Here is a 13,016-nt window from a genome sequence, read left to right as displayed (position 1 = left end):
CTATCCTTCCCGGCATGTCACGCGGGACCACCCGGGTACCGGCCGAGATGGCCGCCGCCGCGATGCTCGCGGAGCGGTTGATCGCCGCCGTCGGGGAGACCGTTGCCGAGTCGTCGCCCGAACCCGGGCGCGCCCGGGTCGAGCGGCTGCTCGAGCTGGGTCTGCAGGTGCGCACCGACGAGGAGGGGCGCACCACCGAGCTCATGGTGACGCTGATCCTCGTCCGCTGGCTCAGCGTCGTGCGCGAGCAGCTGATCGACGAGGACGACCGGGTCGAGCGTGTGCTCGCCTGGGTGGACGGCACGCTGGGCCACCGCTACGCCGCACGTGCCCGCTACACGTCGGCCGTGCTGCTCGACGAGACCCGCGCGCCGGAGATCATGGGCTACCGCAAGGCGCTGCGCGGCGACTTCCTGCCGTCGCTGGTGTGGCTGCTCGCCGGGGTCGTCGCGACCTACGGCGACGGCGACGTCGCGTGGCTGGGGAACCTGGTCGGAGCGCCCGCCCCACACTGAAGCAATCCACACTGAAGCAGCCCCAACTTCCCCACCGTTTTGGGCACATGCGCGCGTTTTCGGCGCGCATCCACCCAAAACGGTGGGGAAGTTCGGGTCAGATCGCGCAGCTGCCGTCCGCGCAGGCCTCGCCGCCCGTTCCATCGCCCTTGGCGCCGACCGCCGGGGTGAGCACCTGCAGCGGGTTCGCCTCGCGCCAGGCCGTCTCCAGCACCTCCAGGAGGGCGTCGGCGGGTTGGGCGCCGCTCACGCCGTACTTCTCGTCGATCACGAAGAACGGCACACCGTTGATGCCGTATGCGCGGGCCTGCCGCTCGTCGGCCCTGACCTCGTCGGCGTACCGGTCGCCGGAGAGCACCTCTCGGGCCTCCGACTCGTCGAGGCCGGCGGCTGCGGCGATCCGGACGAGCGTCTCCGGCTCGCCGATGCGCTCGCCCTCTTCGAGGTAGGCGGCGAAGAGCCGCTCCTTCACGGCGTCCTGGGTGCCGCGGTCGGCGGCGAGGTGCAGCAGCCGGTGCGCGTCGAACGTGTTGCCGGGCTTGGCGTGCTCGAAGTGGAAGTCCCAGCCGTCCTCCGCGGCCCGTTCGGTCATCTGCCGGTTCATGGTGGTGGCCTGCTCGAGCGAGACGCCGTACTTCGACGAGAGGTGCTCGGCGAGATCACCGGTGCGTTCCCGCGGCGCGGTCGGGTCGAGCTCGAAGCTGCGCCACCGCACGTCGACGTCGTCGCGGTGCGGGAACTGCGCCAGCGCCGACTCGAACCGGCGCTTCCCGATCGCGCACCACGGGCAGACGACGTCGGACCAGATCTCCACCTTCATGTGAGCGTTCAACCAGCGGTGTCGGTGGTCTGTTCCCGTAGCGTGGCGCGTCGTGAGCTACCCCGATGACTGGTCGCGCTGGCGCACCGAGGTCGACCTCGACGCGTACGACGAGCGCTGGCGGCGCATGGCAGCGGCCGGGCACAACCCGCACGGCGAGGCCGACCTGGTGATGTCGTTCGCGCCCGCCTCGGTGCTCGACGCCGGCTGCGGGACGGGCCGGGTCGCCGTCGAGCTGGCGGCGCGCGGGGTCGCGGTGCTGGGCGTCGACGCCGACCCCGACATGGTCGCGGCGGCCGCCGCCAAGGCGCCCGAGCTGCGGTGGGTGCACGCCGACCTGGCCGCGCTCGACGTCCCCGACCGGTTCGACGTGGTGGTGCTGGCCGGCAACGTCGTGCCGTACGTGGCGCCGGCCGACCGGGCCGCCGCGGTGGCGGCGTGCGCCCGTCACCTGGTGGCGGGCGGGGTGCTGGTCGCCGGGTTCACGTTGCAGCCCGGCTGGCCGGAGCTCGCCGACTACGACGGCTGGTGCGACGCGGCGGGGCTCGCCCTGGAAGCCCGCTTCGCGACCTGGGACCGCGAGCCGTACTCAGGCGGTCCGTACGCCGTATCCGTGCACCGGGGCGCCCGCTGAGACCGGCCGGGGCGGGCGGCTCGACACGATGAGCAGCACCGTCGTCGCGACCGCGATGACGGCCACCGCGACGAGCACCCAGGTGCCCGCGGCGATGGTGTAGATCTCCGGGTCCTCCGCCCCTTCGTTCCGGAAAGCCAGGTGGACGGCGCTGGCCACGGTCGAGAGCAGCTCGAACGAGCAGTACCCCAAGGTCACACCGGAGCCGACGACGCCGAGCATCCGGGCGCCGACGGGTCGGGAGCCGAACGCGAGACCGGCCGCGATCATGACGATCAGCGCGCCCAGGACGGCTGCCAGCCAGTAGGGCGGGAAGATGTCCTCCGTCGGCACCAGCGCCCCTCGCGAGTCCAGCTCCGCCGTCGCCCAGCTGTTCACGACGACCGTGACGCGGTCGTTGCTCTCCCCGAGCTCCCGGATCACCTGCGGGAGCAGGCTGCCGGCGATGGTCAGGCCCGCGAGCAGCACGAGCGGCACCGCGGCGAGCCGGACGGGTCGTACCGGAGCCGCTGGTGGAGGGGCGGGCACGGCGAGCAGCCCGATCGCGCTGACCCCCATCGCGGCGGCGGCCACCACCAGCCAGAAGCCGGTGCCGAGCACGAGATCGGTCGAGAACGACGACTCGCCGGTGCCGGCCTCCCGGATGATGTGGTTCAGCAGCTGCGTGCCCTGGTCGGCCACGACCATCACCACGGTTCCGGCGACGAGCGCTGCCGCGAACATGCCGAGCAACCGGATCCGCAGGGGATCCCCGGCCCGGCCGCGGGCCAGCAGAAGCAGAAGGCACGCCACCGCCGCGAGCGCGGCCCCTACGGTGAACGGGATGCCGACGGCGGCGGTGGCGAACGTGGGCCGGTCGGTCGTCGACGGTTCGGTGAAGACGGTCCACCCGGTGACGGTGGTGGTGTTGGTGTACGGGGCGGGCGAGCCGGGGCCGCCGCCCGCGTAGCTCGAGATCCACGTCGAGAACGCCCCGAAGCTCCCCGGCAGTGCGAACGCGGTCGTGATCCACAGCAGGATCGCGGCCACCAGCGACGTCTGCTCGTGACGCATGGCACCGACGAACCCGTTTCCCCCCGACATGCTGGGAATCCTCGCAGCCGGCCGGCGGCCCGGCCCCGGGGGATCAGGTGTGGCCGGATCAGGTGTGGCTGGATCAGGTGCGGGCCGCAGCCGCGGCGTGCAGCGCCGCACGCATCGGCTCCAGCGGCCCGGGCCGCCCGGTCATCAGCTGCACCTGTGCGACGGCCTGGTGGAGCAGCATGTCGAGCCCGCTGACCACGCGGGCCCCCATGGCGGCCGCGTTCGCGGCGAACGGGGTCGGCCACGGCGCGTAGACCACGTCGAACACGACGCTGCCTTGACCAGCACCGGTGAGGTGGTCGGCCCCGCCCGCGGGGAGCGTGGAGATCACGACGTCGGCGCCGTGGACGGCAGCCGACGTGCGGGCCGGGTCGGCGAGCGTCTCGTGGACGGCGGGCTCGACGCCGAGCCGAACCGCTGCGGCCAGCAGCTCGCCGGCCCTGGCCACCGACCGCACCAGCACCTCGACCTCGCCGACCCCCAGCTCCCGCAGCGCGGCGAGCGCCGCCTGCGCGGTGCCGCCCGCGCCGAGCACGACCGCCCGGTCGCCGCGGACGAAGCCGGCCTCCCGCAGCGCCTGCACGATCCCCGCGACGTCGGTGTTGTGCGCCGTGCGCCGCCCGTCGCGCAGGACGAGGGTGTTGGCCGCGCCGATCGCCGCGGCGAGCGGGGTGACGTCGGTGGCGACGTCCAGCGCGACCCGCTTGAGCGGCATCGTCAACGACAGTCCGGCCCATTCCGGGCCGAGCGCCTCGACGAACCCGGCCAGCCCGTTCTCGTCGCACTCGTGCGCGGTGTAGCTCCAACCGTCGAGCCCGAGCGCCCGGTACGCGACCGTGTGCAGCACCGGCGAGAGCGAGTGGGCGACGGGGGATCCGAGTACCGCGGCGAGCATCGGGCCAGTATGGCCACCGGCATCGGGGCGGTGGCGACTCCCGTCATGCTGCAGCGGCGGCCGGCGCGGCGACCGCCCGCCGCGCCGGCTCGAGGACCACCGTGACCAGCGTGATGATCGTGAGGAAGGCGAGCAGCGCGGTCGAGGTCCGGACGGCGTGGAACGTCTCCCAGCGCTCCAGGATCGCCGCGTGGTCCGCGGCGATGGTGCCCGCCACCCACTCCCTGATCTGGCCGTTGATCGGGACGTTGCCGAACATCGTGACCAGGTAGGACGTCACGACCAGCACGCCCGCGCCGGCCGCGAGGAGCCGTTGCGTGCCGCGGGTCAGCACGGCGAGCACGATCGGGCTGACTGCCGCCAGCACCATCAAAACCTGCATGACCACGGCGTTCATCTTCATCAGCTCGACGTGGAAGGTCAGCCGGACGTCCAGCGGGACGGCCTTGAAGGTCTGGGCGACATTCACCGCTCCATAGCCGAACGCGCCGGCGAGCAGCCCGGTCGACAGCACCGTCAGTGCCCTGACCGGTGTGACTGCACTGGCGAATCGGTCCATCACGACCACCTTCCGTATTTACTGAGTGTTGACTCAGTAAAGCTACCGCGGGCGGGCCGGGTGCGTCTCAAGGGTTTCTCAGTCAGGCGGGCAGCAGGCTGGGCAGCAGCGTGTCGACGACGGCGGGCAGGCCTTCGACCCGTCCTCGGCCGGCCAGCGACCCCAGCACCGCGCGCTGGTAGGCCACCCCGACGAGGATCAACGCCGTCGACTCCAGGTCGAGGTCCGCGCGCACCCTGCCGAGCTCGCGTTCCCTCTCCAGGTAGCGCACGATCGGGATCAGCCCGCGGTGCGGACCGATCTCCCCCTCGCCGCCGCGCTCGGCGAACCGCGCCCGCAGGTCGCCGTCGGCCTGCACGGCCGCGTAGATCGGGGCGATCCGCTCGTAGAAGCCTTCCAGGCTGGTCAGCAGATCGACCAGGTTGCCTCGCACGGTGCCCTCGCCCGCACGTCGGTACATGTCGGCCGAGACGTCTTTGTACATCGGAAGGTGCTTCTGGACGACCGCTTCGAGCAGGCCGAGCCGGTCCCGGAAGTGGTAGAAGATGCTCGACTCGGCCACCCCGGCCCGCTTGGCGATCTCCGTCGTCGACAGCCGGGCGACGCCGACCTCGGCGAGGATCGCCTCGGTCGCGGCCAGCACCGCCTCGCGGACGCCGGTGCTCGGACGCCCACGCGGCCGGGCCACCTCCGCCATCGGCCCATCGTACAAACGGCACCGTGGGCGGCCACCTGTCGGTGAACGCCGGACCAGGGTGGGTCGGGTGTGCCGGGAAAGCCACTTTCCCGGCCTGTGGCGCTGGGAAAGTGGCTTTCCCGGCGACGTGTGCGTTGCGCACGCATCCTGCTCGCAGGTACGCCGGGTGTCCGCCTAGCGTCGCCGCACGCCGCCGCGCCACACGTCGACGATCGAGCTGATGGCGTTGATGTCGTTGGTGGGATCGCCGTCGACGAGCAGGAGGTCGGCCCGCAGGCCCGGCGCGATCCGGCCGCGGTCGGGCAACCCGAAGCAGCGCGCCGGCACGCTCGTGGCCGCGGCGAGCGCCTCCAGCTCGGTCAGCCCGGCCTGCGCCAGCAGCTGGAGCTCGCGGTGCATGCCCAACCCGTGGGCGGGCGCGTACGGGTTGGCGTCGGTCCCGGCGACCAGCTGCGCCCCGGCGCCGTGCAGCTCCCGCACCGCCTGGGTGGCGCCCTCCAGCCCGCCGATCGTCTCGAAGTACACGAGCGTCGTCACCACCGCGACCTCACGCTGGGCCGCCCAGCCGGCCAGCTCGGCGCTCACGTCGTCACCCGGCGCGGCGTCGCGCCAGACGTGCGCGAGCGCGTCGATCCCGGCGTCCAGCGCGACCGCGGCCTCCTCCGCGGTGATGGCGTGCGCGATCGTGTGCAGGCCACGCTCGTGCGCGGCCCCGACGAGCGCCGTGACGATCTCGGCGCTCAGCGTCGGCAGCGTCCGGTCGGCGGTGTGCCCGCGGTCGATGACGATCTTGAGGTAGTCGACCTCCTCGGCCACCCGCGCGTCGACGAACCGCTCGACGTCGTGCAGGCCGGCAACGGAGTCGAATGCGCCGACCGCGTCCCCGAACGCCGACCCGTCGAGCGACTCCATGAGCTGTCCGGGATGCCCGCCGGGGGCGGTGGCGAGCGTGCCGGCGCTGCGGATGTCGGCGACGTCGGCGCGTTCGGCGGCCAGCTTGCGCTGGACGGCCAGGTTCGCGGGGAGGCAGAACATGTCGAGCTGGGTGGTGACGCCGTTGACGAGCGCTTGTTCGAGGCTGCCCGCGAAGACGTGCGTGTGCGCGTCGATCAGGCCCGGCAGGAGGGTGCGGCCGGTCGCGTCGATCTCGACGTCGGCCGGGTCACCGTCCGGCTCGGCGATCCGGTCGCCGTCGACGAGCACGTCGGCGTCGGGGACGACCCGCTCGCCGTCGAACAGCCGTACGTTGCGGATCAAGGTGCGCATGTCGTCGCCTCCGTTCGTCCGCCGGGGCGGGCAGCTCCCGCCCGGCACCCACAAGAGGGGCGGCGGTGGGGCGAACGTGACATCGCGAGGCGTGGGTCACACATCGAGGCCGGGATGTCACATCCCCGCCGCCGATCTGCTCTCACCCGTGTACAGCGATGGAGGGACGATCATGGACGACGCCGGGACCGACGCCTTCCTCGACCACCGCGAGCTGCTGTTCGGGCTGGTCTACAACATGCTCGGGAGCGTCGCGGACACCGAGGACGTGCTGCAGGAGACGTGGCTGGCGTGGACCGGGCGCGCCGGCGCGGAACCCATCGAGAACGCGCGCGCCTACCTCGTGCGGATCGCGGTGCACCGGGCGCTCGCGCGACGGGCCGTGGTCGACCGGCGCCGGGAGACCTACGTCGGGCAATGGCTGCCCGAGCCGGTGGTCACCGACGACGCGGACGGCGGCGCCGAGCGCGCGGAGCGGACCGAGGCGGCGTCGATGGCGCTGCTCGTCGTCCTGGAGACGCTCTCCCCGCTCGAACGCGCCGTGTTCGTGCTGCACGACGTCTTCGGCTTCGGGCACGCCGAGATCGGGGAGATGATCGACCGGCGCCCGGCCGCGGTGCGTCAGCTGGCCCATCGCGCGCGCTCGCACATCCAGGCGCGCCGGCCGCGGTACCGGCCCGATCCGCGGCTGCAGCGGGAGGTGACCGAGCGGTTCCTCGATGCCGCGCTCGGCGGGGACGTCGAGGAGCTGCTCGCGGTGCTGGCGCCCGACGTCGTGCTATGGACCGACGGGGGTGGCAAGGGCCCTGCGACGAGCCTGGAGCCGGTGCGTGGGCGCGCGCGGATCGCGCGGCTGCTGGTCGGGCTGGCTCCGCACCTCCCCGATGACCTGGACGTCCGCTTCCGGCGGGCCAACGCCGACGCTTCGGCGGTGCTCTTCTCGGTCGGCCGGCCGCTGGCGCTGTTCGTGCTCGATTTGAGCACCGATGACCTCGTGACCGGGATCTACTCGATCACCAACCCGGAGAAGCTCGGGACGGCGCGCTGAGCTAGGAGCGCCCTGAACGCCTGGAACCTACTGCGCGGCGCCCAGGCCGCGCCCTCGCGGCGTTGCGCGGATACGTCGGTACAACAGCGGTATCGCCGAATCCGCGCGCCTTGCGATGACACCACCTGGACGCCGCTCGCTACGGCCCCAGTCGTTCAGGACCCTCCCAGGCGCCGATCACGCGGCGGTGGGCAGGTGCAGGTAGCCGCGGATCGCGGCGGAGTTGCGCAGCCGCGGTCGCCCGGCCAGCGTGAGCCCCGGCATCCGTTCGGTGAGGACCCGCAGCGCGATCTCGCCCTCGATCCGCGCGAGCTGCGCGCCGAGGCAGTAGTGGATGCCGCTGGAGAACGCGAAGTGCTCCGGCCCGCCGTCGCGGGTGATGTCGAACGTATGCGGCTCGGGGTAGACCGACTCGTCGCGGTTCGCCGCCGCCAGCACCGCGAACACGACGGCGTCGCGGGGGATCGGGGTGCCGGCGATCTCGGTCGCCGACTGGCAGGTCCGACCGGTGACCGGCACGGGAGGGGCGAACCGCAGCGTCTCCTCAACCGCCCCGGCGGCCAGCGCCGGGTTTGCGCGCAGCAGCTCCCACTGATCGCGGTCGGTGAGCAGCTGGAACACCCCGTTGCCGATGAGGTTGACCGTCGTCTCGAATCCCGCGACCAGCAGCAGCCCGCACGTCGAGACGAGCTCGTCGGCGCTCATCCGCTCGCCGTCGACGGCGTTGACGAGCACGCTGATCACGTCCTCGCCCGGCTCGGCCCGCCTGCGCTCCATCAGCTCGACGAACAGCGCCGTGAGCGCGGCGTCGGCGATCGCGAGGCGCTTGCGTTGCCGGCCGGTCGGGAGGCCGCCGAGGGTCTCGCCGACGAGGGCGCCGTACTCCGCGAACGCGCCCCTGCGGTCCTCGGGGATGCCCAGCAGCTCGCTGATCACGGTGATCGGCAGCGGGGTCGCGAAGTCGCGGACCAGGTCGAACGGACCGTGGTGGTCGACGCCGTCGAGCAGGCGGTGCGCCACCTGCTCGATCCGCGGCCGGTAGCCCGCGATCAGCTTGGGCCGGAACGCGGGCGCCACCAGCCTGCGCAGGCGGCTGTGGTCGGGAGGGTCGAGGTCGAGGAGCGACGGTGCCGCGCCGATCTGCTCCGGCGAGCCGGGCACGTTGCCCTCGCTGTCGACCATGCCGAACTCGGGTCCGCGCAGGACCCGCTTGCACAGTTCGTGCGACGTCACGGCGTAGCCGATGCGGCTGCGGTAGACGGCGCCGCGATCGCGGATCGCCTCGTACACCGGCCACGGGTCGGCGATCGGCTGGTTCAGCTTCGCGAGCAGGTCGCCGGTCGCGGCGAGGCCGTGCATCGTGACGCGCCCGATCCAGTTCGCCGCGGTGCGGTTGATGTCCGACATGACTCCCCCGAGGTGTGGACTGATCTGTTCATTTGCGAACAGTGATGTTCAGCGTAGCAAAACTCGGATCGGTCTGGCGGGTGCTAGATCCCGGCTAGCGCCTCAGTGGTGAGGCCCGGCCGGCGGGTCACGGAACAGGGAGAGAGCACATGACGATCCTGGTGGCAGGCGCGACGGGCACGGTGGGCAGCGAGATCGTGCGGCAGCTGGCGGAGGCGGGGGAGAAGGTGCGTGCCCTCACCCGGAACCCGGCAGCCGCCCGTGTCCCGGACGGGGTGGAGGTCGCGTTCGGCGACCTCACCGTCCCGGAGACGCTGGCCCCGGCACTCGACGGCGTCACGGCGATGCACCTGATCACGTTCGGCGGCGACGCCGACCTGCAGACCGGGCCGGAGATCGTCGAGCTGGCCGGACGGGCCGGTGTCCGGCGGATCTCCGTGCTCGGCAGCTTCTACGAGGGCGGGGTGGAGGCGGCGCTGCGGGCTGGTGACATCGGCTGGACCCACCTGCGGCCCGTCGGGTTCATGGCCAACGCGCTGGCGTGGGCGCCGTCGGTCCGGGAGCAGGGTGTGGTCGAGGTGTTCGGGAACCTCCCGGGCGCCGTCGTCCACGAGGCCGACATCGCCGCGGTGGGCGTGCGCGCGCTGCTGGAGGACGGGCACGCCGGCGCGGCCTACACGATCACCGGGCCGGCCGCGATCACCCCGGAGGAGCAGGTGCGGATCCTCGGCGCGGGCATCGGGCGGGAGCTGCGGTTCGTGCAGCTGACCGGGGAGCAGCTGCGCGTGCAGATGGAGGCGGCGGGCGCCGACGAGGAGTACATCGAGTTCGCGCTGCTGCTGGGCGTCGCGCCGCCCGCGGAGGGCGGCACCGTCCTCCCGACCGTGCAGGAGGTGACGGGCCGGCCGGCCCGCACCTTCGCGCAGTGGGTGGACGGGCACGCGGACGCGTTCCGGCCCTGAGGAGCCGTCGACAACGACGTTCTGGCTGTTTGTGAGCGCTAACAATAGCCAAAACGTCGTTGTCGACGGTCAGCGGCGCCAGCTGCGTGGGTGCGGCGGGGTGTAGACGCAGGTCGTTCCGGTCGACACCGTCGCGCGCAGGTGCGCGGCCAGCTCGGGGTGCAGCTCCCCGATCCGGCGCAGCGCGTCGCGGATCCGGTTGGTGACGGCCTTCCGGGCCCGTTCGGCGCTGTCGCCGAGGCGGCGCGGGCGGCCGCCGAGACCCGTCGCGGCCTGCAGCTCGTCCAGCAGCGCCTGCCGCTCACGGTCGAGAGCGTCCGCCCGCGCGGGTTGTGTCTCGGCGTCCAGAGCGGCGTCGAGCTCGGTGAGCCGGCGGCGGTAGGCCGCGAGGGCGGCGGCGTCGAGCACGGGGTCGCCGCCGGAGCTGCCGACGGCGATCGCCACGGCGCCGCCGGCCGGATCGAGCAGGCGGACCGCGGGGACCGGCGTGCCCGGCACGCCGAGCAGGACGTGCAGGTCGCGCAGCCCCTTGGCGTCGGGGAGCCGGACGGTGCGCCCGGCGAACGTCAGCGTCCAGACGGAGCCGTCGCGGCGGAAGGTGTCGCGCTCGGCCGCGGCGGTGACGATCTGCATGCCGATCCCGGCAGCGTCGCGCTCCGCGGTGGCGTCGAACGCCTCCGCACGTTCGACGTCGCCGGGCGCCGCTCGGGAACGCAGCGCGCCGGCGAGCCCGTGGCGTGCCAGCACCGACCACGGCCGCGCCCGCATCCGCTCGGCCGTGCCGTGCGCGGCGGTGAACCCGGCGACGGCGTCGTCCCACCGGCCCAGCGCGGCGTCGAGCACGGCGATCCAGTGCCCGACCGGCCCGTCGACGACGAGCGTCGCGGTCAACGCCCACTGGTCGGCGAAGGGCACGAGCGCTGCGCGGGCGGTCGCGCACAGCTGCGGATCGCCGGTGAGCGCGGCCGCCTGCGCCTGGAAGCGCAGCCACAGCGGCGCCACCCAGCGCAGGTGCTCGGTGCCCGAGGCGATGACCTCCGCGAGGTGGCGGCGCGCGTGGTCGGCGTCGCCGCGCTGCACGGCCGACGTGGCGCGCATCAGCTCGACGCCGCGCTGCCCGGCGGCCTGCATACCCTCCAGGAGGGCGTCCACCTCGTCGAACCTGCCTTGCAGCAGCGCGACGGCCCACCGCAACACCTGAAGGGTCTCCGCACCGCCGATGCCGGGCCGGTCGCCGTGGTCGACGATCGTGTCGACGGCCGCGCGGGCGTCGTCGAACCGGCCGGTGAGCGTCGCGACCATCGCCTCGCTCCCAGCTGCCTCGTGCCGGAACCGGGCGAGCCCGCTGCGCTCGGCCTTCGCCGTGAACGTCCGGTGCGCGGCGAGGTAACCCGGATCGCCCAGCTCGACGAGCGCCCCGATGCGCCACGAGAGCGCCTCCAGTTCGAGGCCGGGGTCGGCGGTGCGCGCGGCGACGGCGGCCAGCTCGTCGGTGATCGCCACCCGCTCCGCCGCCGTGCCGAGACCCCAGATCGCGCCGATCCGGCTCATCAGGCTGTGCGCCAGCGCGGGGTCGTCGTTGGCGTCGCGCGCCCGCCGCGCCGCTCGGACGCTCAGCTGCTGCGCTGCGCCGTCGAGGGGTCCGGCGGCGCCGGCCATCGCCGCGGGCGCCGCAACCGTCCCGACGACCCTGCGGTGCGCCTCCTGGATCGCCTCGACCCACGGTCCCTCGATGCCCAGCGACTGGACGTCCAGCGCGATGCGGGCGAGCAGCCCGGGATCGCCCAGCGCCCGCCCGATCGTGACGGCCTCGTCCACCATCCGCCGACCCTCGACGTCCTGACCTGCGAGGACGAGCTCGGCTGCGAGGTCGAGCAGCACTGCCGCCCGGCGCGGCGGATCGTCGCCGAGCAGTTCGAGAGCGCGGCGGCGGTGCCCGGCGGCCTCCTCGGGGACGAGCCGCGCGGCGGCGTCCCGAGCGGCCAGCAGGACGTGGTCGACCGCTTCGCCTGTTGGCAGCGCTGCGGCGCCGAGATAGGCGTGCCGCGCACGTTCGGTGGCGCTGAGGTCGTCGGCCTGCGCGGCGCCGGTCGTGATCGCGCGGACGACCGCGGCGTGCCGTTGCGCGGCGTCCGGGACGGTCAGGGTCTCGCGCACGATGTCGTGGGCGAACCGGTACCGGTCGGCGTCGAGCTGGACGACGAGCCGGGCCGTCACGGCCTGCCCGAGCAGCGTCGCGACCTGCGGCGCCGGCACGCAGGCCGCCGCGGCGAGCAGCGGCGCCGCGAACTCGTGCCCGAGCAGCGCGGCTGTGCCGAGCAGGTCGACGACCGCGTCGGGCAGGCGGGCGAGACGGTGCCGGAGCACGGCGCCGACGCCGGCCGGGACTTCCGTGAGCGCGCCGCCGCCCTGCCAGAGCCGGGCCGTCTGCTCGACGAAGAACGGGTTGCCGCCGGTGCGGCGGTGGATCTCGACGACCAGCTCGTCCGGCGGGACGCTCCCGGTGGTCCGGGAGATCAGCGCGGCGACGCCTGCTGGGTCGAGGCCGGTCAGCGTCAAGGTGGTTGGTGCGACGGGCGCGTCCATCTCGTCGTCCCGGTAGGTGCCGATGACGAGCAGCCGCTCGAACCACGTGTGGCGGGCCGTGAACTCCAGCAGGCGCAGCGACGCCGGGTCGGCCCAGTGCAAGTCCTCGATCACGACGACCACCGGCTGCTGCCGCGCCGCGGTGACCAGCAGCGTCGTTCCGGCGTCGAACACCGCGAACGTGTTGTGCTCGGCGATCGCCCCCGGCTCCCCGAGCACCACGGGCAGGAGCGGGCCCGCGGCCTCGGCGCACGCCGTCCACGTTTCCGGAGGCGCTGTGCGGCGCAGCGCGCGCACCACCTGCACCCACGGCCACAGCCCCGGCGCGCCCGGCCCGTCCCAGCAGGCGCCGGTGAGCACCATCGCGCCCGCACGAGCGGCGTGCGCCGCGGCGTCGGCGACGAGCGTGCTCTTGCCGATGCCGGCCTCGCCCGCGACGAGCACGAGCCCACCGTGGCTGATCACCGTGCGCTCGACGTGGTCGCGCAGCGCACGTGCCGGGCGGTCCCGCCCGATGATCGCCTCCGGCTGCACCGGCCCATCT

Annotated in this window: 12 protein-coding genes; 4 read left to right on the top strand and 8 right to left on the bottom strand. The window is 73.6% G+C overall.

All coding sequences use genetic code 11. The features are described from left to right. Window positions 1-14 precede the first annotated feature (14 nt). A complete protein-coding gene (locus LL648_RS15925) occupies window positions 15-515 on the top strand; it encodes a hypothetical protein (protein ID WP_232663327.1) in 501 nt (166 codons plus the stop codon). Between the two features lie 97 nt (window positions 516-612). Here the strand turns inward: LL648_RS15925 and LL648_RS15920 are convergent, their stop codons facing one another. Continuing rightward, complete coding sequence (locus LL648_RS15920) at window positions 613-1,335, bottom strand: DsbA family oxidoreductase (RefSeq protein ID WP_232663326.1); 723 nt, start codon at window positions 1,333-1,335, stop codon at window positions 613-615. Between the two features lie 52 nt (window positions 1,336-1,387). Between LL648_RS15920 and LL648_RS15915 the strand changes: the two genes are divergently transcribed. Further along, window positions 1,388-1,969, top strand: coding sequence for a class I SAM-dependent methyltransferase (locus tag LL648_RS15915; RefSeq protein WP_232663325.1), 582 nt, complete (start codon window positions 1,388-1,390; stop codon window positions 1,967-1,969). Here LL648_RS15915 and LL648_RS15910 read toward each other — a convergent pair. From LL648_RS15910 to LL648_RS15890, 5 genes are all read right to left on the bottom strand, one after another. Further along, a complete protein-coding gene (locus tag LL648_RS15910) occupies window positions 1,925-3,052 on the bottom strand; it encodes a hypothetical protein (protein WP_232663324.1) in 1,128 nt (375 codons plus the stop codon). The genes LL648_RS15915 and LL648_RS15910 overlap by 45 nt on opposite strands. 73 nt (window positions 3,053-3,125) lie before the next feature. Next, on the bottom strand, window positions 3,126-3,947 hold the full coding sequence (locus LL648_RS15905) for a shikimate dehydrogenase (protein ID WP_232663323.1): 822 nt from the start codon (window positions 3,945-3,947) through the stop codon (window positions 3,126-3,128). A gap of 43 nt (window positions 3,948-3,990) precedes the next feature. After that, window positions 3,991-4,506 (bottom strand): DUF1772 domain-containing protein, encoded by a 516-nt coding sequence (locus LL648_RS15900; protein WP_232663322.1) that lies wholly within the window; start codon window positions 4,504-4,506, stop codon window positions 3,991-3,993. A gap of 82 nt (window positions 4,507-4,588) precedes the next feature. Then, entirely contained in the window at window positions 4,589-5,203 is a 615-nt protein-coding gene (locus tag LL648_RS15895) for a TetR/AcrR family transcriptional regulator (RefSeq protein ID WP_232663321.1), read from the bottom strand. A 174-nt stretch (window positions 5,204-5,377) separates the two neighbouring features. Then, window positions 5,378-6,469, bottom strand: coding sequence for an amidohydrolase family protein (locus tag LL648_RS15890; protein ID WP_232663320.1), 1,092 nt, complete (start codon window positions 6,467-6,469; stop codon window positions 5,378-5,380). A gap of 172 nt (window positions 6,470-6,641) precedes the next feature. On the opposite strand from LL648_RS15890, the gene LL648_RS15885 reads away from it, so the two are divergent. Then, window positions 6,642-7,517: a sigma-70 family RNA polymerase sigma factor gene (locus tag LL648_RS15885; RefSeq protein WP_232663319.1), complete on the top strand. Its 876-nt coding sequence runs from the start codon at window positions 6,642-6,644 to the stop codon at window positions 7,515-7,517. 177 nt (window positions 7,518-7,694) lie between these two features. Here LL648_RS15885 and LL648_RS15880 read toward each other — a convergent pair whose 3' ends face one another. Beyond that, window positions 7,695-8,924, bottom strand: coding sequence for a cytochrome P450 (locus LL648_RS15880; RefSeq protein WP_232663318.1), 1,230 nt, complete (start codon window positions 8,922-8,924; stop codon window positions 7,695-7,697). A gap of 149 nt (window positions 8,925-9,073) precedes the next feature. On the opposite strand from LL648_RS15880, the gene LL648_RS15875 reads away from it, so the two are divergent. After that, entirely contained in the window at window positions 9,074-9,886 is an 813-nt protein-coding gene (locus LL648_RS15875; RefSeq protein WP_232663317.1) for an NAD(P)H-binding protein, read from the top strand. 69 nt (window positions 9,887-9,955) lie between these two features. On the opposite strand, the gene LL648_RS15870 is transcribed toward LL648_RS15875, so the two are convergent. Beyond that, a complete protein-coding gene (locus tag LL648_RS15870; protein ID WP_232663316.1) occupies window positions 9,956-13,006 on the bottom strand; it encodes an ATP-binding protein in 3,051 nt (1,016 codons plus the stop codon). Window positions 13,007-13,016 lie beyond the last annotated feature (10 nt).

Origin of the sequence: Pseudonocardia sp. TRM90224 (assembly GCF_021245725.1) — a bacterium.
In the GTDB taxonomy this organism is placed as follows: Bacteria; Actinomycetota; Actinomycetes; order Mycobacteriales; family Pseudonocardiaceae; genus Pseudonocardia.
The sequence above is the reverse complement of the archived record's forward strand: the minus strand, read 5'-3'. Positions and strand labels throughout refer to the sequence as shown.

Bases quoted from the DNA above. Each gene is read 5' to 3' on its own strand.
- LL648_RS15880 (WP_232663318.1), bottom strand. From the start codon at position 8,924: ATGTCGGACATCAACCGCACCGCGGCGAACTGGATCGGGCGCGTCACG.
- LL648_RS15920 (WP_232663326.1), bottom strand. From the start codon at position 1,335: ATGAAGGTGGAGATCTGGTCCGACGTCGTCTGCCCGTGGTGCGCGATC.
- LL648_RS15885 (WP_232663319.1), top strand. From the start codon at position 6,642: ATGGACGACGCCGGGACCGACGCCTTCCTCGACCACCGCGAGCTGCTG.
- LL648_RS15890 (WP_232663320.1), bottom strand. From the start codon at position 6,469: ATGCGCACCTTGATCCGCAACGTACGGCTGTTCGACGGCGAGCGGGTC.
- LL648_RS15875 (WP_232663317.1), top strand. From the start codon at position 9,074: ATGACGATCCTGGTGGCAGGCGCGACGGGCACGGTGGGCAGCGAGATC.
- LL648_RS15895 (WP_232663321.1), bottom strand. From the start codon at position 5,203: ATGGCGGAGGTGGCCCGGCCGCGTGGGCGTCCGAGCACCGGCGTCCGC.
- LL648_RS15925 (WP_232663327.1), top strand. From the start codon at position 15: ATGTCACGCGGGACCACCCGGGTACCGGCCGAGATGGCCGCCGCCGCG.
- LL648_RS15910 (WP_232663324.1), bottom strand. From the start codon at position 3,052: ATGTCGGGGGGAAACGGGTTCGTCGGTGCCATGCGTCACGAGCAGACG.
- LL648_RS15900 (WP_232663322.1), bottom strand. From the start codon at position 4,506: ATGGACCGATTCGCCAGTGCAGTCACACCGGTCAGGGCACTGACGGTG.
- LL648_RS15905 (WP_232663323.1), bottom strand. From the start codon at position 3,947: ATGCTCGCCGCGGTACTCGGATCCCCCGTCGCCCACTCGCTCTCGCCG.